The 22,771-nt window shown below is 66.5% G+C and carries 19 protein-coding genes and 1 riboswitch; of the genes, 14 read left to right on the top strand and 5 right to left on the bottom strand.

Annotated features, from left to right (window positions below):
• Nucleotides 1–467: 467 nt before the first annotated feature.
• Together MP11Mi_RS06245 and MP11Mi_RS06240 are read left to right on the top strand one after the other, a co-directional pair.
• The gene (locus MP11Mi_RS06245; RefSeq protein WP_420041429.1) at nt 468–1,085 is read left to right on the top strand and encodes a heavy metal-binding domain-containing protein; all 618 of its coding nucleotides are present in this window, start codon (nt 468–470) and stop codon (nt 1,083–1,085) included.
• A 444-nt stretch (nt 1,086–1,529) separates the two neighbouring features.
• Complete coding sequence (locus MP11Mi_RS06240; protein ID WP_420041428.1) at nt 1,530–2,801, top strand: lipase family protein; 1,272 nt, start codon at nt 1,530–1,532, stop codon at nt 2,799–2,801.
• A 126-nt stretch (nt 2,802–2,927) separates the two neighbouring features.
• Here the strand turns inward: MP11Mi_RS06240 and asnB are convergent, their stop codons facing one another.
• Entirely contained in the window at nt 2,928–4,766 is a 1,839-nt protein-coding gene (asnB, locus tag MP11Mi_RS06235) for an asparagine synthase (glutamine-hydrolyzing) (protein ID WP_420041427.1), read from the bottom strand.
• A 257-nt stretch (nt 4,767–5,023) separates the two neighbouring features.
• Here asnB and MP11Mi_RS06230 point away from each other — a divergent pair, with 257 nt between their 5' ends.
• A complete protein-coding gene (locus MP11Mi_RS06230; RefSeq protein WP_420041426.1) occupies nt 5,024–5,296 on the top strand; it encodes a hypothetical protein in 273 nt (90 codons plus the stop codon).
• Between the two features lie 2 nt (nt 5,297–5,298).
• Here the strand turns inward: MP11Mi_RS06230 and MP11Mi_RS06225 are convergent, their stop codons facing one another.
• Nucleotides 5,299–6,150 carry an LLM class flavin-dependent oxidoreductase gene (locus MP11Mi_RS06225; protein WP_420041425.1) on the bottom strand — a complete coding sequence of 284 codons (852 nt, stop codon included), beginning with the start codon at nt 6,148–6,150 and terminating at the stop codon, nt 5,299–5,301.
• Between the two features lie 208 nt (nt 6,151–6,358).
• Here MP11Mi_RS06225 and nhaA point away from each other — a divergent pair, with 208 nt between their 5' ends.
• Nucleotides 6,359–7,627 (top strand): Na+/H+ antiporter NhaA, encoded by a 1,269-nt coding sequence (nhaA, locus tag MP11Mi_RS06220; RefSeq protein ID WP_420041424.1) that lies wholly within the window; start codon nt 6,359–6,361, stop codon nt 7,625–7,627.
• A gap of 113 nt (nt 7,628–7,740) precedes the next feature.
• Here the strand turns inward: nhaA and MP11Mi_RS06215 are convergent, their stop codons facing one another.
• From MP11Mi_RS06215 to MP11Mi_RS06205, 3 genes are read right to left on the bottom strand one after another with little or no spacing between them, the layout of a single operon-like run.
• Nucleotides 7,741–8,376: a TetR/AcrR family transcriptional regulator gene (locus MP11Mi_RS06215; RefSeq protein ID WP_420041423.1), complete on the bottom strand. Its 636-nt coding sequence runs from the start codon at nt 8,374–8,376 to the stop codon at nt 7,741–7,743.
• Between the two features lie 39 nt (nt 8,377–8,415).
• Nucleotides 8,416–9,417, bottom strand: coding sequence for an oxygenase MpaB family protein (locus tag MP11Mi_RS06210; RefSeq protein WP_420712844.1), 1,002 nt, complete (start codon nt 9,415–9,417; stop codon nt 8,416–8,418).
• Nucleotides 9,418–9,449: 32 nt separating this feature from the next.
• Entirely contained in the window at nt 9,450–11,324 is a 1,875-nt protein-coding gene (locus MP11Mi_RS06205) for an acyl-CoA dehydrogenase family protein (protein ID WP_420041422.1), read from the bottom strand.
• Nucleotides 11,325–11,517: 193 nt separating this feature from the next.
• Nucleotides 11,518–11,607: riboswitch (SAM riboswitch) on the top strand.
• 125 nt (nt 11,608–11,732) lie between these two features.
• Between MP11Mi_RS06205 and MP11Mi_RS06200 the strand changes: the two genes are divergently transcribed.
• The 10 genes from MP11Mi_RS06200 (at nt 11,733) to MP11Mi_RS06155 (ending at nt 22,766) form a co-directional block, all read left to right on the top strand.
• A complete protein-coding gene (locus MP11Mi_RS06200; protein WP_420041421.1) occupies nt 11,733–12,563 on the top strand; it encodes a 2OG-Fe(II) oxygenase in 831 nt (276 codons plus the stop codon).
• Nucleotides 12,563–13,252 (top strand): tRNA-dependent cyclodipeptide synthase, encoded by a 690-nt coding sequence (locus MP11Mi_RS06195; RefSeq protein ID WP_420041420.1) that lies wholly within the window; start codon nt 12,563–12,565, stop codon nt 13,250–13,252. Before MP11Mi_RS06200 ends, MP11Mi_RS06195 begins: the two co-directional genes overlap by 1 nt.
• The gene (locus MP11Mi_RS06190; RefSeq protein WP_420041419.1) at nt 13,249–14,622 is read left to right on the top strand and encodes an MFS transporter; all 1,374 of its coding nucleotides are present in this window, start codon (nt 13,249–13,251) and stop codon (nt 14,620–14,622) included. The genes MP11Mi_RS06195 and MP11Mi_RS06190 overlap by 4 nt, the downstream gene beginning before the upstream one ends.
• Complete coding sequence (locus MP11Mi_RS06185; RefSeq protein ID WP_420041418.1) at nt 14,619–15,737, top strand: LLM class flavin-dependent oxidoreductase; 1,119 nt, start codon at nt 14,619–14,621, stop codon at nt 15,735–15,737. Before MP11Mi_RS06190 ends, MP11Mi_RS06185 begins: the two co-directional genes overlap by 4 nt.
• Nucleotides 15,738–15,767: 30 nt before the next feature.
• Nucleotides 15,768–17,351, top strand: coding sequence for an ABC transporter substrate-binding protein (locus tag MP11Mi_RS06180; protein ID WP_420041417.1), 1,584 nt, complete (start codon nt 15,768–15,770; stop codon nt 17,349–17,351).
• Nucleotides 17,348–18,313, top strand: coding sequence for an ABC transporter permease (locus MP11Mi_RS06175; protein WP_420041416.1), 966 nt, complete (start codon nt 17,348–17,350; stop codon nt 18,311–18,313). Before MP11Mi_RS06180 ends, MP11Mi_RS06175 begins: the two co-directional genes overlap by 4 nt.
• A complete protein-coding gene (locus MP11Mi_RS06170; RefSeq protein WP_420041415.1) occupies nt 18,310–19,173 on the top strand; it encodes an ABC transporter permease in 864 nt (287 codons plus the stop codon). The genes MP11Mi_RS06175 and MP11Mi_RS06170 overlap by 4 nt, the downstream gene beginning before the upstream one ends.
• Nucleotides 19,166–20,590, top strand: a complete 1,425-nt coding sequence (locus tag MP11Mi_RS06165) for an ABC transporter ATP-binding protein (RefSeq protein ID WP_420041414.1) — start codon at nt 19,166–19,168, stop codon at nt 20,588–20,590. The genes MP11Mi_RS06170 and MP11Mi_RS06165 overlap by 8 nt, the downstream gene beginning before the upstream one ends.
• A 74-nt stretch (nt 20,591–20,664) precedes the next feature.
• On the top strand, nt 20,665–21,234 hold the full coding sequence (locus MP11Mi_RS06160) for a TetR/AcrR family transcriptional regulator (protein WP_420041413.1): 570 nt from the start codon (nt 20,665–20,667) through the stop codon (nt 21,232–21,234).
• Nucleotides 21,231–22,766, top strand: a complete 1,536-nt coding sequence (locus tag MP11Mi_RS06155) for an MFS transporter (protein WP_420041412.1) — start codon at nt 21,231–21,233, stop codon at nt 22,764–22,766. The genes MP11Mi_RS06160 and MP11Mi_RS06155 overlap by 4 nt, the downstream gene beginning before the upstream one ends.
• Nucleotides 22,767–22,771: the final 5 nt, after the last annotated feature.

Raw genomic sequence — 22,771 nt, 5'->3', positions numbered from 1 at the left:
CCAGGGACACGTCCACTGTAGTCCAGTTGTACGGTTCCGCACCTTATGCGGGTGATGCACAGCGATGACGTGAGACTGTGAGCACATGGACTTCGTGCAGTTGTCAGTGCGTGAATCCCGCTCGTCGGAGTCGCTGTGGTGGCACGTCAGTTCGTCAAACCGGTGACTTAACGGCTTGGCGCGGGAGGTCGTGAAATATGAAGACTATTGAATGCACCCGATGTGGAAGCCGGGAGTTCAGGGATGAAGGTCGGTACGTCACGTGCGTGTACTGCCATTCTCCGTTCTCTCCACTTCCTGACAGGTCTGTTCCGAGTAACACCGTGATCAATCTTCTTTCTGATGTTCAGCAACTTCTTCGGAAGTGCGAGGACGATCCAGTGAACAGTCGAAGGTATGCGGGCTTGATATTGGACATCGACCCGACGAACAGTGAAGCGATGAAATACCTCACATAGGGAGCAGCCATGAAGACCAAAGATATCGCTAGGCACTACGGCCTGGAGCTCGGAGTCTTCGACACGTGGCTGAGGTCCTCGGGTCATCAGTACCGTTCAGGCATGACGGGCCTCAGTGTCGACGACAACGCGAACGCAGACGAGCTGGTCAACGGTTTTAGATTGGCCCTAACGGCCGAGCGTGAGAGGTCCGAGCAGGATCAGCTCCGACGCGCCCAGGAGGAGGAGGTAGCCCGCAGGGCCGATGCGGTGAAACAGCAGGCGCTGGCGGGCATGCTCATCACATCCGGGTTCAATTTCGACGGCTACACGATCACAAAATACTCGGGGTACATATCAGGCGATGACGCTCTTTCTATGGATCGTCCCACGCACGGCTGGATGGGTGGGGTGAATGGGGACGTCGGCGAAGAATTATTGTTGGCCCTCGCGAGCATCAGGCGGAAGGCGCTAGCGGAACTAAAAGAGGCCGCATACGCGCTGGGTTGTAATGCCGTAATCGGAGTCGATTTCGACTACCTGACGTTAGATCCTGAGACTGCGACCAATGGGGGAGGGACTGTGTACCTTCCCTTCCTGTTCGCCGTTACTGCGAATGGAAACGCGGTCGTAATCGAACGAAATTAGCGAGCAAGTATGCGGACATATAATCTTCATTACGATCCCTGGCGCTTTTCATTGTCTGCTTTGACGAACACATTTCCTCGTCGGACCTGGTGGCGTCTGTGACGGCATCGGAGCGAGATTCTGGAGGCCGTCGTCGTGTCTGGTAGCCAGATTCGATCGATAGTTCTTATCGGAGATCCTCGAGCGTGTTCCATGTGATCGCGACGACGGCTCTAGTTCGCCTCGTGCGACGGCCGCCCTGCCGGGAGTTAGGTCGCGGTCGTCACCGTTCCACGATCTCCGCGTCGCAGCAGCCCGAGACGGTACAGGCCGGGCATCCCCGAATGGTTAGTGCCGAATGTATGGGTCGGTGAAAGCTGATCAACCGGCCATGTGACCTACACTCGACGAACGTCCACTGCGTTCATGCCGGGCGCTTAACGCGTATCTGACTGGGGAGTTCACATGCCGAAGCGTCAGGTACCGCTGATCCCTGCGGACGACCCGTTCTACGCGTTGCCGACCGAGTTCGAGCCTGACGTACCGGGCACGATCATCAGGACTCGACCCGTCGAGATCGGGTTCCTCAGCGTCGTTCCCCAACCAGTCGACGCGACACAGCTGCTGTATCACTCGACAACGATGAACGGCGAGCCGACAGTCGCCGTCACCACCGTAGTGCGAGGCAAGGGCCGCACCCCCTCGACTCGCGTCCTGTCGTACCAGTGCGCGATCGACGCGATCGACAGCTCTCAGTTCCCGTCGTACGAACTCCAGCGGGGCAGCCGCTTCGCCGTTTCGGTGCCACGCCTGGAGTATCTGCTCGTCGCCGCTGCCGTACGCCGCGGCTGGACCGTGTCGATCCCCGACCATGAAGGGTTGCAGGGAAATTGGGGAGTCGCCAGGGAGCCCGGGTACCACATTCTCGACGGTGTCCGAGCAGTTCTGAACAATGAAGACGACATCGACGACGCGATTCCGGTCGGGCTGTGGGGATACTCCGGTGGCGGTCTCGCATCATCGTGGGCGGCCGAGGTGGCGGCCGAGTACGCCCCGGAGCTCAACGTGGTCGGTGCCGTCTTGGGATCGCCGGTCGGCGACCCCGGCGAGACGTTCCGTCGGCTCAACGGAACCGTCTTCGCCGGCCTTCCGGTACTCGTGATCGCCGCGCTCACCCGCAATTATCCCGAAGTGCGTATGTTGATCGAGGTGCATGGCACTGACCGCGGCAAGGACGAACTCGAGCGAGCAGCCGGCATGTCGACAGTGCAGGCGATCGGGGCGTTCGCGCGTCACGAGATCTCCGAGTTCACCGATCTGACGATGCAGGAGATCCTCACCGACCCCAGGCTGCAGACAGTCTTCGACGACATCCGACTCGGCGGACGGGCTCCTGCCATGCCGGTCCTGGTCACCCAGTCCGTGCACGATCCGGTGATCAGCGTCGACGACGTCACAGCTCAGGTGGACAGATACCGGGAGAAAGGCGCCGACGTCACCTATCTCCGCGACCGACTCAGCGAACACATCCTCCTGCATCCGCTCGCCGCACCGCGATCGATCGCGTGGCTCGACGACCGGTGCCAGACCATACCGTCGAAGGCTGCCAAGAGAGGGCAGGGGGCGACGGAGACGGTCTGGTCAGTCGCACTGTCCCGCGCCTGGTTCGCCAACGTCCTCGAACTGCTGTTCGTCGTCGCGCTGGTCGTGTGCGGCCGCGATCCGCGCAGACGTTAGCGCACGAGGTAGCGCGTCCGGTCAGCGTCAGTCCCGCGCGGGCGACCGCCCCCCCCGCATAACTGCCCCGATACGACTCCACAGCCCGGAAAATGAGGGGGAATCGGCCGATCCTGCGGCACGGCGTCACGCCACGTCGACCGTCGGCTTGTAGATGTCGAACCAGTGGTAGAGGTCGAGCACGCGGTCCATCTGGTTGCGCAGTTCTCCGGACACGCTGGCAGCGTCGGCGCGACACATGGCGCGCACGGCGTCGCGTTCGACGATGCCGAACAGGTCGCTGTCGTCCCCGACGATGTCGGACAACTGGTTCTGCAGCGCTTCGGTGTACCCGAGGTCCTGCGTCGACGGGTAGGGGCTCTTCGTGCGGTCGATCACCGACTGGGGGAGGACTTTTCGGGTTGCGGCGCGCAGCAGACTCTTCTCGCGACCGTCAAACGTCTTGAACGCCCACGGCGTGTTGTACACGTATTCGACGAGCCGGTGGTCGCAGAACGGGACGCGCACCTCGAGGCCGACTGCCATCGACGTGCGGTCCTTGCGATCGAGGAGCATGCGCACGAACCGGGTCAGATGGAGATGGCAGATTACCCGCATGCGTCGCTCGACGTCTGATTCGCCTGCGACGGCGGGGATTCCGGCGAGGGCCGTCGAATACTCGTCGGCGATGTACCGGTCCAGATCCAGGACGTCGCGGACCTGCGAGGTCAGCATGGCGCTTCGGGAGTCCATCTGGGTGCCGGAGAACGCCAGCCACGGGAAGGTCTCGGCGTTGCGCGACGTGTCGTCGAAGAACCAGCGGTAGCCGCCGAACACCTCGTCAGCGGACTCGCCCGACAGGGCGACCGTCGACTGCTCCCGGATCGCCTTGAACAGCAGTAGCAGTGAGTTGTCCATGTCGCCGAGACCGGCCGGGATGTCGCGTGCGGCGACGACGGCGCGGCGGACGTCGGGGTCGGTGAGCTCGGCGGCGTCAAGTACGACGTCCCGGTGTACTGATTCGACGCGGCCTGCGACGTCGCGGATGAACGGCGAGTCGGGGGTGTCGCGCATTCCGTCGGGCGTGAAGTTGGCCTCTTGGTCGGTGAAGTCGACCGAATAACTGTGTACGCGTTCGCCTTCGGTGTGCAGCTTCGCTGCGGCGAGGCCGGTGAGCGCGCTCGAGTCCAGGCCGCCGGACAGCAGGACACAGCGGGGGACGTCAGCGATCAGCTGACGGTCCACGATGTCGGTCATGAGTTCGCTGACATGCTCGACGGTGGTGTCCAGATCGTCGGTGTGCGCGTGCGTTGGAAGCTGCCAGTAGGTGCGGGTGGAGCATCCGCCGCGGTCGACGGTGACGATGGTCCCCGGCTCCACCTCGCGGATGTGCTTCCACAGTGACCATCCGGGCTTCTTGGTCATCGCGAACAGTTCGCGGAGGCCGTCGGCGTCGACGTCGCCGGGTACGAGCGGGTTGGCGAGCAGCGCTTTGGGTTCGGACCCGAACACGACGCCGTCGTCGGTCGCCGAGTAGTAGAACGGCTTGATACCGAGGCGATCGCGGACCATGACGAGCCGATCGGTTCGGGCGTCCCACACAGCGAACGCGTACATGCCGTTCAGGCGTTCGGCGACGGCAGGCCCCCACTGGAGGTAGCCGTGCAAGACCACCTCGGTGTCGCTCTCGGTTGTGAACTGGTGGCCGAGTCCGGTGAGCTCGGCGCGCAGCTCGCGGAAATTGTAGGTCTCACCGCTGTAGACGATGGCGAGTTCGCCTGCCGGAGTGGACAGGGTCATCGGCTGTCGGCCCAGCGGTAGGTCGATGATGGCGAGACGGCGATGACCCAGCCCGACGTGGTCGGCGATGTAAGTTCCCGCATCGTCCGGACCTCGGTATCGCATCGTGTCGGTCATGGCCTCGACGATCTCGCGTTGTCGTGAGATGTCCCGGTCGAAGCCGACCCAGCCGACGATTCCGCACATGTACAGACCCCCTATCTCGCTTTGTCGAGCACGTCGCCGTGCCGCGAATTAATTCGAATGCCTAACTAATTACGACTTCCGGTCTATCACGGATGTGTGCGTCCGGCGATGGGCCGGTTCGGGAACGCGAGATATCCGAACAATTCCGGAATCGACAGCGGGGCACGTCGATTCGTGTCGAACCCGATGTCGGGTCGGGGGGACGGGTAGACATGACACAACTGCCGTCGTCGACGGCGCCATGAGGAGAGAGCACCATGCCTGAGTCGAACCGTCTTGTCACCCTGGCCGGGGTCGGCCTCGCCGCCACCGGAATCGCGCACTTCGCCGTACCCGACGCCTTCCGGGGAATCACCGAGGCGGCGTTCCCGGACGACACCGAGACCGCACTGAAGATCAACGGCGGACTCGAGACGGCGATAGGCGCGGCCATTGCGGTTCCGCAGACGCGCAAGATCGGCTTCGTCGGTCTCGGCCTCTACGGCGCCTACCTAGCAGTCAACCTCGTGAAGGTTCGTTCAGGGAACTGAGCTCACGGATTCGTGCTCAGACGTGACGCCACTTCGTCGAGTACCGTGACGTCGCCGCGATAGGGTGCGTCCTCGCGCGGCCAGTGGACGATCACGTCGCTGAACCCAACCGCGGCGGCGCGCCCGACGAGATCGTCGAACGCGCCGACCGAGGCGAGCGGGGAGACGGGCGCGAAATCGAGCGACAAGTACGTGTCGAGAGGTCGCCCAGCGGCGGTCTCGCCGAGTAGTTCGCGATTGGCGGCGACGCCGGCGAACCACGCGTCGAGGGTGTCCGCGGGCGAACCCGTCGTCACCCAGCCGTCGCCGTTCCGGGCGGCGAACCGGACCGAACGAGGCCCGTTGCCCGCGAGGATGAGCGGAACTCGCGAACGGGTCTCGCCACCGACCAGACGCATGTCGCGTGTGGCGAAGAAATCACCGTCGACGGTGACGTGGTCGTCGCTCAGGGTGCGGTCGAGGATGCCGACGAACTCCTGGAAGCGGTCGACGCGTCGGCGCACGGGCAGCTCGGGCTGCCCCAGGAGCCCGGAGTCGGGTGATCCGCCGACACCCAGTCCGACGAGCAGTCGGTGCTCAGATATGTCGGCGACGGTCTGGACCTCGCGCGCGAACGCCGCCGGATGTCGGAAGTTGGGCGACGCCACATACGTGCCGAGTCGCATGCGGGACGTAACAGCGGCCGCCGCCGTCAACGTCGGCATACAGGAGAACCACTGGGAATCGGGGAGGCCGCCCCACACCAGGTGGTCGTACGTCCACGCATGGTGAAATCCCATCTCCTCGGCGCGTCGCCACAACGGGCGGGCCGTACGCCACGGCATGTCAGGGAGGATGCAGATTCCGTATCGCATGGTGGTCAGCGTAGTCAGGCTCCGCGGACGCCCCGACGTCGTACGGCGTCCACGGATTTGCGCCACGCAGGAAGGGCCGCTGCAGCACATCGCCGGCTGCTGGCCCCAAGGCGCTGTTCGAGGTGCTTCACGTGGTCCGTAGGATGAAGTCTGGTGTGCCGGGAAGTCTGGTCGGCGTCTATGTCGTCGTACCGATTCGAGGATCCAGATGCCCCACACCGACAGCCACGTGTTCGGCCGCGTCTTCCAGCGTGGCCCCATTGCCGAGACTCGACGAGTCATTGAGCTACTTCGCCGCGAGACGATCGGCGGACTCTTGCTCGTCGCCGCGGCGATCGTCGCTATCGTCATGGCGAACACCCCGCTCGCTGATGTCTACGAGACTCTTCGCGACACCAAGATCGGTTATGCGCCTTGGCATCTAGATCTGACAGTCGGGCAGTGGGCGTCGGACGGTCTGCTCGCGATCTTCTTCTTCCTCGTCGGCCTGGAGTTGAAGCGGGAGATCGTCGCCGGGCAACTACGGTCGACACGTACCGCGATCGTCCCGGTGTTCGCCGCCATCGGAGGCGTGGTTGTTCCCGCCTCCATCTATCTGGCGGTCAACTGGGGCCGTGAAGGTGTCCACGGCTGGGCGATTCCAACCGCCACCGACATCGCTTTCGCTGTCGCCGTGCTCGCCGTCGTGGGGCGCGGGCTGCCGGCTGCGCTTCGACTGTTTCTGCTGACGCTCGCTGTGGTGGATGACCTGATCGCTATCGCGATCATCGCAGTTGTTTACACCGAGCAGGTGAAGCTGATCCCGTTGTTGATCGCTATCGTGCCGATTGTGATATTCGCGGTGCTTGCGCACCACGGGGCGGACTGGTTCTCTGAACGGCGCTGGGCGGCGTGGGTGGCATTGCTACCGCTCGGGGTGGTTGCCTGGGCGCTAGTGCACGGCTCCGGGATCCACGCCACGATCGCCGGAGTTGTCCTCGGGTTCATGGTCCCGGTTCGACGGGGCGGGACCGGTCTCGCCGCGGAGTTCGAGCATCGGTTCCGCCCGATCTCGACGGGATTCGCGTTGCCTGCGTTCGCATTCTTGTCCGCGGGTGTGACGGTCGGCGGTCTCACAGGTTTGGCGAACATGTTCACAGACCCGATCGCGATCGGCGTCCTGCTCGGGCTCGTCGTCGGTAAGCCCGTCGGTATTGTGGCCGCGACGTGGCTGACGGTTCGCTACACGAGCAGTGAGCTTGACCCATCAGTGAGGTGGGGCGATCTCGCTTGCGTCGGAGCGCTCGCCGGTATCGGATTCACCGTGTCGCTGCTGGTCGCCGAACTAAGCATCGGCGGTGACATCACAGCTCTGGAACACGGCAAGACGGCGGTTCTGATCGCATCGACCGCGTCCGCGATCCTAGCCGGCACAGTCCTGACAACTCGGAAGCGAAAGGCGTCGAGGTCGTCCACGTCGGTACAACCCAGGCTGTGAATGATCGCCCGATACAGAACAACGTCCCCTACGATCACATGCAGTGTGAGGGAGCGCCATCCGCGTGACCCTCGATTCAGTGACCCCGGTGTCCACGGTGACGCGTCGACTAGTCAGGCTCCGCGGAGTCCGCGGTACACCGACGCGCCGACGAACGCGCCCAGGTCGTAGGGCGTCCACGCGCCGTCGCCCGCCTCCTGCGAGGCGAGGAGTGTTCTCACTGCCCCCTCGCCCGCCGACACCCAGAACTCGACGAGTGCGGGCAGCTTTCGGTCGGCGTCCTGCGTCTCCCACGCGGCAAGCGTCGGTCGGAGAAGATCGCAGCAGCGGGCGAGCACGAATGTTCGGCCCCGACCGAACAGATCGGTCACCTCCGCATCCGGGTTCCCGTACAGAAGTTGCCATGACTCCGGCCGTGCGTCGACCGCTTCGAGCAGCGACTGGAATCCTTCGACGAACACTGATTCGGTCGCATTCACGCGGCGGTCGCGGAGAATACTCGACAGCGCTTCGCCGAGATATGTCTCCTCCCGTGCGATCAACGCGCCGAGAATCTCCGACCGGCTCGGGTAGGCGGCGTATACCACCGGCCGGGTCACGTCGAGAGCCGACGCGACGGCGGCCATCGTCACCGCCGAGATGCCGTCGCGGCTGGCGATCGCCAACGCTGCGTCCAGGATCTGCGGGCGACGCCGTCCGGGACCGAGATGAGGTGCGCGCGTCCGTGACGTGCGCGAAACTACAGCCATACCCACTTCCCGTTCGATTCGTCGAAGCAGTCTCTAACCCTACGGTTTAGTGAGAAGTTCCGAGCCCGTCGGGGTAGCGAGATGGTCCGACGGGCTCGATGTGGCGAGATACTTCGCGCGCGCGTCGGCCACCGTCACCGTGTGCGGGAATGTCGGCGTTGCCGCGTTCAGATGCTGGTGGTACAGCCTGCCGGTCATCGGTCCGATCGCCTTCGACACGACACGGTCCACCAGTTCCGGACTGCGTGAGAGCCTGCCGACGGCCGCCCGTGTCGCCGCCCGATAGGCGACATCTACGGCGGCGGGCTGGTCGAACCCGCCGAGCGTCCGCATCCACTTCGGGAGAGTCGCGATCGCCGCCGGTGCGACGAGACGACTCGACGCCCACACCCGTGGGCCACGGTCGAGCGGCGTGTGCAGCAGGTAGTGCATTCCGCGGCGTGCACGTTCGGAGACGCAGAGCTGCGGCCGGACCGACTCGAAGTAGTCGTGCACCTCCGCACGCGACGTCGGCACGTCCGACGGACGGCACGTCTGAAGTTCGGCGGCCACCACGCAGTCGGCCCAGAACCGCTGCTCCTCGTCGGGTGTCAGCTTGCCCGGCCCGTACATCTCGTAGCATTTGAGGACCGAATGCCAGCCGGTCACGTGGATCCACAGCTGGGACGCGGGATTGTTCGCGCTGTACCGCTTTCCGGCGATCGGTTCTATCCCGGTAGACATCATGTGCACCTTCATCAGATGGTCGGCGGCGGTGACCGCCATCCGGCCGTCGCCGACCGCGGCGATGAGGAAGTACGCGAACGTGTGGTCCAGCCTCCCGTGCGGGTCGCTGTAGATGCCGCCGACGTCGGCGACCGACGCCGTCAGATCTGCGTCGAAGTGCTCGAGCGTGACGGCGCGCTGGAATCCGATCAGCGCAGTCGGCGACGTCCACACCTTCCAGGTCGGAGAGCCGGGCCCGAAGAAACCGTAATCGGTTTCCCGCAGCGCCATCGTCGGGTCGCTGAACGCGGGGCGTGACGAACTCTGTGTAGTCATGGTTCCTCCGGTTGTCAGTGGGGCCGACTGGCTCAGGGCTTCATCGTGTAGGCGCCGGCGAGTGCGCGCGCCCGTTCCAAAACTCGGTCGGCGCGGTCGAGGTCGGCCACCGGGCGCCGGACGAGGTCGAGCGCCCGGGTCTGCTGCAACTCGGTCGCCGTCGGCTTACTGTGCAGGGTCACCGCGTGCCGGGAGAACTCGCGGACGAAGACGTCGAAGAGGTGGTCGAGCACGTCAGTGTCCGCGCCCTCGATCCGAGACTGCTCCAACACGAGTTGCGCGTACGGGATCAACGTGAACAACTCGCCGATCGCCAACAAGAAGTCGACGTCGCCGCGCTGGGCGGGCGTCGGCTCGGCAGCCGCGAGCAGCGCCTGGAAGGCGAGCGCCTGCTCGGTGAACACCGCGACATTCGGAATGTGCGCGAACTCGGTGAACACCGGTCGCCAATCGGGGAACGTGATCGCGCCGAGCCCCGAGCTCGGCCCCTGGTGGAACAGGAACGAGTCGTCGGCGGTGTCGCGGCGCACCGGGACTTGACGCACCGTGACCTTGGCCGTCTCGGCGCGCAGCCGGGGCACCATGCCCGCGGCCCGCTGTCCCGCCCACCGCAATACCCCGGTCAGCGGCGCGGCACTCGGAACATGCTTGAGGGCGAGCAGCCCGACGTCGGCCGGGCTGAACATATAGGCGGGCATGAACTTCAGCGACAACGCCATGTTCACGTGAACGGTGCCCTCGAGACGAGGCAGCCCGAACATCGAGGTGAGACCACTCGGGAACATCATGTCGTTCTCGAAGCCGCGAGCGGCGATCACGTCCGCGATGTCCTCGTACACCTTCTGCCCGGTGCGGGTCACCGACATCTTCTCGATCGCGCTGATCAACAGGTAGCGACGATCATCGCGGTTGGCCGAACGCATGTAGTCGACGGCGCGCTCACTGAACAGCTTCATCCCGGCCAGACGCGCGTAACTGTCGGATACGAGGGCCTTCACTTGAGGGAATTCGGTCACCCGATGGCCGAAGAGAATGCGGTTGTCGGCGTGCGTCAGGGCCTCGTACATTGCGTTCTCGCATGCGCCGACCGCCCCGAAGCCCAGGTTGAACTTTCCGACGTTCACCGTGTTCATCGCCGCGTCGAACGCGGCGCGTCCGGTGTGGAGTACGTCGTCGTCAGCGACCGGGTAGTCGTGCAGATCGAATGCCGCGACGTACATCTGCGAGTCGACGACGTTCTTGTGAAGCCGATAATTCGCATGCTGCGAGTCGGCGGCGAAGAACATGTAGCCGGCGTACTCGTCGTCGGAGATCCGACGCGAGGCATCCGCCGAGTCGATGACGGGTGTGTCGGACCGTCGACCGAACACTGAGACCATCCGTGCCTGGTTGCCGTTGCCGATGTAGTACTTGCCGCCGTTCGCGGTGAATCCGTTGTCGCCAGGTTCGAGCAGCATGTCGGTGGAGTAGACGTCCGCGCCGTGTTCCTTCTCCGACAGCCCGAACGCGAAGATGTCGCCGTCGTCGAGGAGAGCTGCTGCACGCTTCTTCGCGACCGTGTTGGTGCTCTGCCAGATCGGCATCAGACCGAGCACGGTGACCTGCCAGACGTACCAGTACTGCATGCCATAGAAGCCGAGGATCTGACTCATTCGGGCGTTGCGGGCGGTGTCCCACCGCTTGTCGCGATCGCCGTCGGCGAGCGCCTTCGGCGTCAGGAATGTAGCGAACACCCGCTCGCGTCGATTGAAGTCGAGGAAGTCCTGGTACCAGATCCGATCCCGGTTGTCGGCGAGCAGCCGTGCCTTTCCGAGGTCTTCGAAGTAGTCGACCGTCTTGCGCAGTATGCGCTGTGTAGCCGCGTCGAACTCGTCGAACGTGTGGGTGGTCGGATTGAAGATCTGCATGATGCCCTTCTCACATTCCTACAGTCGTGTAGGACCAATTCCTACATGAACGTAGCATCTTGCCTCGGTTGGGAGAAGGTCGATGATTAGGTGCGCGCCGATTAATAGCCTCCGACCTGCGCCGCAAGCTCACGGCCCCGGTGTCGGCCATTGATGCCGAAGCGGTGCGGCGCATACGTTCGCACTACACAGACATTCATCACGAGCGGCCGAGAGACTGGCTCTTTGACGCCGCAGCAACCGTGGATCCTCCACAAGGTGCTAATGCCAGAGACGATGAACCTCGCCGTCGGCGACTCCGCCGGTTCTTCGTCGCTCGTGATCGATCGAAGTGTGCCGGTCCAGGGCGTCTGGGCCGAACGAGATTGACCAAAGTCCGGTTACGGTCCGGACAGGGGAGGGCGCACGATGACCACGATATTCGACCACCGGGAAGACAACCCGGGCGAGACCACTGGCGAGCACCCGCTCGTCGCGACCACGACGGCGGACGACTTCTCCGCCGACCATCTGCTCCGGCTACTCAAAGGCGACGTCTACGCCGTGCGCGTCACGGGGCTGATCGACGCCGACGCACTGGACGGGCTTCGTACGGCGTTCGTCGGACGGTCCGATCACGGGCCGCTCGCCACCGACCCGCAGTTCCGGCGTATCGGCCATGCGTTCTCAGAGACCGGTCCCGGACGGGAGGCTGAGTACTTCGACGAGGCGGCAAGCCACCGTCGCTCCTTGCGCTCGATCGCCGCGCCCCACCCGTATCCGTCGGACAGCGTCCGGCTCCTGCTCGACGAGACGTGGCCGTCCGGAGCCACGCTCCTGGAATCCGAGAGTCGGAAGTTCTTCGCAGGCGTCGTCCGGTACCAGAAGGCGGGCGTCGACCTGGAGCCTCATACCGACAACGTCCAACGCAACCTACCCGACGGCGATCTCGGAATCCGCAGGCAACTGTCGGTGAACGTGTACCTCGACGTGCCGGACGCCGGCGGCGAACTCGAGATCTGGGATTCGTTCCCGACCGAGGACGACTACCGCGAGCTGTCTGGTGACCGTGCTTGGGGTGTCGACCGGAGCGTCGTCGGTGAGCCAGCAGTGACGGTCCGGCCCGGTGTGGGAGAGACGATCTTCATCGATCCCCGCCGAGTCCACGCGGTCGCGCCGTCCGGTGATCGGCCTCGCGTGACAATTGGACTCTTCATCGGTGTGCGCGCCGACGAGCAGCCGCTGGCGGTGTGGAGCTGATGGCCCTCGCCACCGCTAACCCACCCGTCGGGTCGGTGTCGCACAAGGCGGCGTTCGACCTCAAAGGGCTGCAGTACGACTACCCGGGCCGTTCGACGATCCTGCTGGTCAGTGTCGGAGCCGATTATCACGAGGGTGAGAAGCTCGGTGCGACGATCGACTTACTCAACCGCAGCGGCTTCGGGCGCGTCACCGTCGCCGTCGCCGACACACTGCAACGGCACAACCTCGACGCGGACCCCGGCAGCGCGTACCGACTCTCGCGCCGCCGCGGCGACCAATGGCTGGACCGCAATCGCCGGTTGCTCGGCCTTCTCACCGCCGACGTCGACATTCTGCGCTGGGACGCCGCACTCAGCGACCCGGACTATCCGCGGGCACTCAACCGGGTGCGGGACGCATACGCGTCCGACGACGCATACGCGTCGGCGATCGACACCACCATCGACCGGTTCGTCGCGCGGCGCGGCGACGGTCTCCCCGACGAGGAGCGTATCCGCACCGGGTGCCGCACTTATCTCCTCGAAGAAGTTCCGATCATCCAACCGTTGTGGGCGGCACAGGGATACGACTTCGTTGTGTACCCGCAACAGATCTCGACCGCGATGCAAGCAACTCGAGACCTGTTCGTCGACCGCGGCGCTCAGTGGCTGCCGTTGCGGTTCAAGAAGCGACGGTCGGCACGATGAGCGTGGCAGCGACCGATGTGAGCACCGGACGCCGCACCGCGGGCTTCATCGGTCTGGCGACGGCGTCATTCCTCGGGTGCATCGATCTGACGATCGTGTCGACGGCCCTGCCGTCAATCACCCGGGAACTCGGGACCACGATCGGGACTAGCCAACTAGTGCTGAGTGGGTTCCTCACCGCGCTCGCGATGTTCATGGTGACCGCAGGCCGTCTCGGTGACCGGCGCGGACGCCGCCCGGTGCTGCTCGTCGGGCTCGCAGTGTTCGTCGTCGCGTCCGTCGGTGCCGCGCTGGCGCCGGGCATCGGGTGGCTCATCGCCGCGCGGTTCGTCCAGGGCGCGGCATGCGCGGTGCTCTATACCGGCACGTCCACGCTGGTGGAACAGTTGTTCCCGGAGGGAGAGCGTGGACGTGCCGTCGGCTGGCTGTACGCGGTGAACGGAGTGGGGCTCGCGATCGGGCCGGTGCTTGGCGGACTCCTCGTGCCCGCCTTCGGCTGGGGGTCGGTGTTCTGGATCAACGTCCCGTTCGGGCTCGCGGCGATCGGCTTGATCGTGGCGGCCGTCCCGTCGCCCGCCCCGCGGTCGGGAACCGGTCTCGACGCACCGGGCCAAGCGCTCCTTGCTGTGACAGTCGCGGCAGCGGTCGCGTTCGTCTCGTTGCCGGAGACCATCGGGTGGGTCAGCGCTCCCGTTCTGGTCGCCGCGGCGGTCGCCGTGGTCGGCGCGATCGCACTGGTCGCCGTCGAACGCCAGGCGGACGATCCGCTATTGCGCATCGACCTGTTCGCGCATCCGCGCTTCCGCGCGGCACTGCTGTCGGACTTCTTCCTGGCCGCGTTCTACGCATCGGCGCTCCTGGTGCTTCCGCCGTATCTGGCCGACCGACACGATCTGAGTGACCCGGCCATCGGCGGATCGCTGCTGCTGGTGAGCGGCACGATGGCGGTGACGTCGCCACGCGTCGGGCGGTGGGTCGACAAGGCAGGACCGGCAGGACCGCTGCGGTACGGCTTCGCGGCGCTGGCGATCACCGCGGGCGCCGTCCTGATCGGCGCGTCGACCGGCTCGCTGGCCGTGCTCCTTGTCGGCTTCGTGTTCTTCGGACTGGGGTGGGCGTTGATCCTCGCGCCCGCGACTCTCGCCGCCCTGTCCGCGGTGCCCACCGCCGAGTCCGGGTTCGCCATCGGTGCGTCCTGGACATTCCACAATCTCGGCGGCGCGCTCGGCGCGGCCGTCGCGGCTGCGCTCTACGCGTCATCGGACGCCGATCGGGGACTCCTCTACGCGGGAGTGTTCCTGCTGGTCGGCGCACTGATCGCGTGGGTGGCCAACCTGGTGATCGGACGAGGCGAAGGAGCCCCGGCATGACGGAACTCGGAGTCTTGGATCTCGTCCCGATCCGCGCGGGGGGCACCGCGCGGGAGGCGCTCGATGACGCCGTCGACCTGGCTCGCCGCACCGAGGAGTTCGGCTATCGGCGCTACTGGCTCGCCGAACACCACTTCGCGGCGCTCGCCTCGTCGGCGCCGGCAGTCGTCGCGGCACACGTGCTCGCCGCGACGTCGTCGATCCGGGTCGGGGCCGGAGCCGTCCAACTCAGCCAACGTGTCGCCGCGCGTGTCGCGGAGGAATGGGGCACCCTCGCGGTACTGCACCCCGGTCGCGTGGACGTCGGGCTCGGTCGCAGCGCAGGACGCGCCGGACAGTACCGCGACGCGCTGCGCAGGCAGGGCACGGCGGACACACCTGCGAAGGTCGACCACCCGGTGGTCGACGGAGTCGTCCTCCCGGAACCGCGCGACCTGCGCGGACTGGTCGACTCGCCGCGAACGGCGAGCGCGCTCGCGGCGATCTCACCGCCCGGCGACGTGCCGGACTACGAGACGCAGGTGCGTAGTGTCCTGCATCTGATCGCGGGGACGTTCACCCCCGAAGGACTCGACGAGCCGCTGCATCTGACGCCGGGCGAGGGGACCGATCTACAGCCGTGGATCCTGGGCAACTCGCCCGGAGTCAGCGCACGGCTCGCCGGTCGGCTCGGGCTGCCGTTCGCTGCCAACTACCACCTCGCGCCCGGCCAGACGGTCGAGACCGCCCGCGCCTACCGTGAGGCATTCACGCCCGGGGTCCTCGACGAGCCGTATCTCGCGGTGTCGGCCGACGTTCTCGCCGCGCCGACGACCGACGATGCTCAGCGACAGGCTCGCTCGTTCCTGCCATGGGTCGACGCGGTTGCCCGCGGACGCGGAGCGATGCCGGTGCCCGATCCCGCCTCGGTGTCGGACGCCGACTCGGCGACGCTCACCGCGCGGCACTCGGCCCGTGTGGCGACCCGTTTCGTCGGGGACCCCGACTACGTCGTCGGCCGGCTACGCGCGTTGGCCGCGTTGACCGCGGCCGACGAGCTCGTCCTCACGACCCTGACGCACCGACACGACGACCGCGTGCAATCCCACCGCCTCATCGCCGACGCCTGGCGCTGAAGGCCTTCCACGAGAAGAGAATTCGATCAAATGAAGACCATTACTCGGGTGGCGGCCGCCGTCCTCGCCGTCTCGACCGCGGTCGGGCTCGCCGCCTGTGCGGACGACACAGCCGACTCCGACACCCTCCGCTACGGGCTGTCGTCCGCGCCGAGCTGCGCCGACCCGGCCCAGGCGAGCACCAACCAGACGGTGAACGTCGCGCGCCAAGTAACCGACTCGCTCCTCGACCAGGATCGACGGACCGGCGAGTTGAAGCCGTGGCTCGCCGAACGCTACGCGGCGTCCCCGGACGGCCGGAGCTTCACCTTCACGCTGCGTGACGACGTGACGTTCAGCGACGGCACGCCGCTCACCTCCGACGTCGTGAAGAAGAACTTCGACGCGCTCACCTCTGACGAGTCGACGTCGACGCGGACGTTGCAGGCGTCCGGATTCCTGCTTGGCTACCAGCGGACCGACACTCCGGATCCGAGGACCGCCATCGTCCGATTCGCCGACCCTAACGTGCAGTTCCTGCAGGCGGCCGCCACCACCCAGCTGGGGATTCTCGCACCGTCTACCGTCGCGCGATCATTCGACGAACGCTGCTCCGGCACCGCCGTGATCGGCAGCGGGCCGTACACGTACTCCGGGTGGGAGCAGGATCGTTCGGCGACGCTGACCCGTCGGGACGGCTACGGGTGGGCACCCGACGTCGGTCTCACGACGGCGCGCTATCGGACCGTCGAGTTCAGCGTCGTCCCCGAATCCGGGGTCCGGGCGGGGAGTATCGGATCGGGCCAGTTGGATGCCGTCGCCGATCCTCAGCCACAAGATCGGGAAGTGCTCGAAGCAGCCGGTGCGACGCTGACCTCCCGACCGAATCCGGGACTGCCGTACGTCTTACAGTCGAATGTGTCGCGCGGGGTGCTCGCCGACCGCGAGGTGCGGCAGGCCGTCACCGCTGCATTGAATCGGCCCGAGTTGGTCGAGACCGCGCTCGGTGACGGGTTCACCCCGGCGACCAGCGTGCTCGCCTCGACGACGCCCGGCTATCGGGCGGACCCGCGAGTCCGGTACGACGCCGCGGCGGCGAAGAAGACTCTCGATGCCGCAGGCTGGCGGTCGACGGGCGACGGGATTCGCGAGAAGGACGGCAAGCGTCTGGCGTTCGACGTGATTTACTCACCGGAGTTCTACGGCAACAAGCCGATCCTAGAACTCGTGCAGCGTCAACTCGCCGCCGTCGGTATCGACCTGTCGATCACCGCCTTGTCGAACGACGACTTCCTCTCGCGGCGCAGCGCAGGCGACTTCGACGCCGTCTACTACAACGTGACGAGGGCCGACCCGGACATCCTTCGTTCACGCCTGGGCGCCGACGGCACCAACTACTCGCAGCGGGGCTTCGACCCACAGATCGATCCGCTGCTGTCGCAGCAGGCGGGGACCGCCGATCGTGCACAGCGACTCAAGATCGTCGACACCCTGCAGACTCGCCTCGTCGATGCGGGCTATGCGATTCCCGTTGTCGAACTGTCGCAGGTTGCGGCGGTCGCATCCGGTTTCGGCGGCGTCGGATTCGACGCGTCGGGCGTCCTGCGTCTGCAATTCCCGAACGGTGCGTCGTGAGCCCAGGGCCGGCGAGCAGGCGACTAGCGCTCCGGGTCGGCGGGCGTCTCGCCGTCGGCGTCGCGGTGGTGTGGGCCGTGTTCACCCTGGTCTTCGGGATCCTGCGGGTACTGCCGGGCGACCCGGTGTCGTTGGCGGCGAACGCGGACGCATCGGGCGCACCGCCGTCGCCCGCGGCGATCGCCGCGCTGCGCGCACAGTACGGCCTCGACCGGCCGCTGTGGCAGCAGTACTTCGCGGCGTTGGGCGACTTCGTCCGCGGCGACTGGGGGACGTCGGTCGTCACCGGTCGGCCGGTCACGACGTCATTGCTCGAAGCTCTGCCATCTACCGCGACGCTCGCCGCCGCAGCGCTGGTGCTCGGCGCGCTGGCGGCGTTCGCGCTCGCGTACGTCGCGACCTACCGACCCGACGGTGTCCTCGCCCGAGTCGTCGGCCAGATCCCGTCGGTGCTGGTCTCGATGCCGACCTTCGCCGTCGGTCTGGTGTTGATTCAGGTGTTCGCGTTCGGTCTCCGTCTTCTGCCGGGATTCGGCGACGATGGATTCGCGGCGCTCGTACTGCCCGCGGTGACATTGGCGGTGCCGGTGGCCGGGTACCTCGGCCAGGTGATGGCGGCCGGAATGAGGGAGGCCGCCGCCCAGCCGTTCGTCGAGGTCGCCCGGGCGAAGGGCGCGTCGGACGCCATGGTGCACCTGCGGCACGTTGCGCCCGCTGCGGCGCTGCCCGCACTGTCGGCGTTGGGCGTGCTCGTCGGGTCCGCGCTCGCGGGTGCGGTCGTCGTCGAGACTGTGTTCTCCCGGGTCGGCCTCGGCCGGCTCACCCAACAAGCGCTCACCGCGCACGACGGACCCGTGATGCTCGCCGTGGTCGTCGTGTCGGCGGTGGTCTTCGTGGTGGTGACCTTGATCGTCGACCTCATCGGGCCGCTCGTCGACCCAAGGGCGAGGGGCGCGGCATGATCGACCTCGTCGGAGATGGACTGCTCACGCTTCGAAAGGGGCGGATCAGGTTCGGGAAGCATCCGATGCCGCCACTCGGGGCGGTCGCCGCGGTTGGAGTCCTCGTGGCGGTACTTGCCGCTGCCGCCGTACCCGGGTTGCTGACCCGCACCGACCCGGTGGCGGTGGCGCCCAGTGACCGACTGAGGGCACCGAGTGTCAGCCACGTGTTCGGCACCGACCAACTCGGGCGCGACGTGTTCGCCAGAATCGTCCACGGGACCGGAGCGTCGCTGTCGGCGGCGCTCATCGCCGTCGCGATCGCGGTCATCGGTGGGTCGCTGATCGGCGTCGCCACCGGCTATCTTGGCGGATGGACGGACCAGGTCGGCATGCGTCTGGTCGACGTGCTGCTCGCCGTGCCCGGCCTCCTGCTGTCGATGACGGTGGTTGCGGCGACCGGTGGCGGAACGGTCGAACTCGGTGTCGCGGTCGGTATCGCCGGGGTGGCGGGTGCCGCACGCGTGGTCCGGTCCAGAACCCTCCAGTTGCGGGCGTCGCCGTTCGTCGAAGCGGCATTGGTCAGCGGTTGGCGGAAGCCGACCGTCGTCGCCCGGCACGTGCTGCCGCATCTGTGGCCGACAGCGGCGGCTGTTGCATCCGTCGAATTCGGTCAGGCGGTCCTCGCCGTCGCGGCACTCGGATTCCTCGGGTTCGGGCCCCCGCCGCCCGCCCCCGAATGGGGTGCGATGGTCGCCGACGGTCGAGCGTTCCTCGCCGCGTCGTGGTGGCTGACCGTCGTCCCAGCGGTGGTCATTACGCTCGTCGTGCTCGCGGCGTATCGACTGTCCCGCATCGTGGACGGAGGCCGTCGTGCTTGAGATCGAGCGACTGAAGGTGTCCGTCGGGAGCACCGTGATCCTCCGCGACATCGATCTGACCGTCGGGGCGGGGGAGGTCGTCGCGGTGGTCGGTGCGTCCGGCAGCGGCAAGTCGACGCTCGCGCGCACCGTGCTCGGGTTGCACGGGCCGCGCACCCGGCTGTCGGCTGGACGGTTGCGGCTCGCGGGAGACGATCTCCCGACTCCCGGCTCCGCAGCGTGGCGATCGGTGCGCGGCAGGCGGGTCGGCTACGTACCGCAGGACCCGGGCAACTCGTTGAATCCGGTGCGGCGCATCGACAGCCAGGTCCGTGAGGCGCTGCGATTGGCTGGCCGCCCGACCGGCGGTGCGGCGGTCCCCGAGCGGCTCGCCGAGGTGGGCCTGCCGGACGGGTCGCTCGCGCGACGGTATCCGCACGAACTGTCGGGTGGTCAACGACAGCGCGTCCTGATCGCGATGGCGCTGGCTGGCCGCCCTGGGCTCGTCGTCGCCGACGAGCCGACGAGCGCACTCGACGCCGACGTCGCCGATCAGGTTCTCGACGCGCTCACAGCGGGCGTCGCCGACGGTGCGGGCCTGCTGCTGATCACCCACGATCTCGCCGTGGCTGCCGAGCGAGCCGATCGCATCGTGGTATTCGATGACGGCCGAGTGGTCGAGACCGCATCCTCGGCGAGTGTGCTCGACTCCCCGAGTAGTGCTGCCGCTCGCGCGTTGAAGGACTCTTTGCCGGGTGGCAGGCGGCCGCCCCGGGCTGCGACGCCGCGTGAACCGGTACTGGGCGTGCGGTCGGTGACCAAGCGGTTCGGCGGTACGACCGCGCTCGCCGACGTCAATCTCACCGTGTATCGCGGGGAGACGGTCGCCGTCGTCGGACCGTCGGGATCGGGGAAGTCGACGCTGGCTCGCGTGCTGGTCGGGTTGACCTCGCCGGATGCGGGTTACGTCGAAGCAGTCGACGGCGCGCGGACCCAGCTCGTGTCGCAGAACCCGTTCTCGGCGTTGGAGCCGAGGTGGTCGGTGGCTCGGATCATCGAGGAGTCGTTGCACCCTTCATTCGGGTTGTCGGTCGCCCAGCGCGCCGCCCGGGTGACGCAGGTCCTCGATGAGGTGGGCCTCGGCGAGTCGTTCGCCGATCGTCGGCCGAACGAGTTGTCCGGTGGGCAGAGCCAGCGTGTGGCGATAGCGCGGGCCCTCGCACCTCGGCCTGCGGTCGTCGTGCTCGACGAGGCGGTGTCGGCGCTCGACGTCGTGTCGCAGGCTCGGGTCCTCGACATTCTGGCGGGCCTGCAGGCGACGCACGACACGGCGTTCGTCTTCGTGACGCACGATCGCGGTGTCGCCGCCGACATCGCGCATCGCACGGTCGAAGTGGTCGATGGCCGGGTGGGGGAGGTCGACGAAGCAACGTCCTGACCGGCCTGTTTGACGCCTCCGAACCATTTCTGTACACATGTACATGTACAAACGTACAGAAACGAGTTTCCGGTATGGCAAAACATGACCCAGTGGCCCGTCGCGACGCGATCGTGGACGCCGCCGCCGACCTGATTGTGGAGGTCGGGCCGAGCAAATTGACGCACCGCCTCGTCGCGAAACGCGCCGAGGTGCCGCTCGGCTCGACTACCGCGTATTTCGCGTCACTCGACGAACTGCGACAGGAGGCGTTGGGCGTGCTCGTCCGCGAGATCGACGACGCGTTGACGCAGATCCGGCAGGTGTTCGAGAGCGATCCGTCGACTGCGCCGGACTACCTGGTCGGCATGCTGCACGAGTACCTGTCCGAGCGGCGCAACGTCGTCGCTGACGTCGCCCTGTCGGCCACCGCAACCTTCGACGACCAGGTTCGCGAACTAGCTCTTGCCTGGGCGGACGGCCTCGTCGCCATTCTGCGCGAGTACCTCGGCGCCGACAACGCGCACGCCGTCGCGATGATCACCGAGGGAGCGGGCGTGCACGCCGCCATCCGCGGTGAGGCGCTCAGCCGCGATCAGCTGAGTCGGGCTCTCTCGCCGTTCATCCCCGCCTCGCTCACGCCCCTCGACGGAGACTCGAAATGACCGACCCCTCAACGCAGTCCACGATGTCGACGCGGCGCGCATGGGCGGGTACGGCAGTGCTGTCCGCGAGTCTGCTCGTCATCACGATGGACATGACGATCCTCAACATCGCGTTGCCGACGATGTCGCGGGACCTGAGGCCGTCCGGTGAACAGCTCCTGTGGATTGTTGACGTCTACTCGTTGGTCCTGGCCGGACTGCTGGTCGGGGCCAGCGCCGTCGCCGATCGGTGGGGGCGGAAGAAGCTCCTGCTCACCGGGTACGTTGTCTTCGCGGTCGCGTCGATTCTGGTGTTGTTCGCCGATTCGGCGGCCATGGTCATCGCGATCCGCGCGGCTCTCGGCGTCGGCGGCGCGATGGTCATGCCCACCACGCTGTCGATGATCCGCACCATCTTCACCGACGCGAAGCAGCGGGCCATGGCGCTCGCAGTCTGGTCGGCCATCGCAGGCCTCGGCGCCGCTGTCGGACCGCTCGTCGGCGGGCTACTCCTGGAGCATCTGTCCTGGCACGCCGCTTTCCTCGTCAACGTCCCACTAATGGTGATCGCGGTGATCGCGGGAGCGTTCTTGCTGCCGGAGTCGCGCTCGGACAAGCCAGGCGCGTGGGACTGGCCGACCATCGGACTCTCGTTCAGCGGCATGGTTGCGTTGATGTGGTCGATCAAGAAGTTCGGCAAGGAGTCGAGCCTGCTCGTGCCGTCCGCGTGGATCGTGCTCGCCTTCGCCGTCGTCGCCCTGACGGTGTTCGTCCGACGCGGTCTCCGGCAGGACGACCCGATGCTCGACGTCGGGCTGTTCCGGAGCAGGCCATTCACCGGTGGCATCGCTGCCGCACTCGGGTCGATGTTTGCGATGGCTGCGGCTCTGCTGCTCCTCGCGCAGTGGCTGCAGAGCGTCGAGGGGAGCTCGCCGATCCGCACCGGGGTGCAACTAATCCCGCTGGCTCTCGCCGCCGCGGCGGCGTCGCTGGCTGCGCCGAAGCTCGCCGAACGGATCGGGCCGCGCGCGGTGCTCGCCGCGTCCATCGCGATCTCCGGAATCGGTATGACGGCCATTTACCTGACACCCGGTGAACTCCACTATCGGGCAGTCATCGTCTCATTGTGCCTGGTGGGTGCGGGAATCGGGTCGCTAGCTGTCGGGTCGGTGCTGATTATGTCCGGCAGCCCCGAACATCGGGCGGGCAGCGCCGCCGCGATGGAGGAAACGTCGTACGAAGTCGGCAGTGTGTTGGGCGTCGCGGTGCTCGGCAGCATCGCGTCCGTGATGTATCGAGCAGACCTCGACGGCGTCGACTCGTTCGCACGCCTTCCGGCTGATGTCGCGGGGCCTGCACGCGAGTCCATCGGGGCCGCCGTCGACGTCGCGGGCGAGGCGGGTATCCCGGAGCTCGCCGAGACGGCGGGCCGGGCGTTCACCGTGTCGATGCAAACCACGAGCCTCGTTGGCGGCGTCTTCATGCTGGCGGTCGCCGTGCTCGTGTGGTGCGTTGTGCCGAAGGGAACCACCTTGGAGCCCGGCGCGCACTGACGGCT

The sequence above is a fragment of the Gordonia abscondita genome, from assembly GCF_032711245.1.
Lineage (GTDB): Bacteria > Actinomycetota > Actinomycetes > Mycobacteriales > Mycobacteriaceae > Gordonia.
The sequence above is the reverse complement of the archived record's forward strand: the minus strand, read 5'-3'. Positions and strand labels throughout refer to the sequence as shown.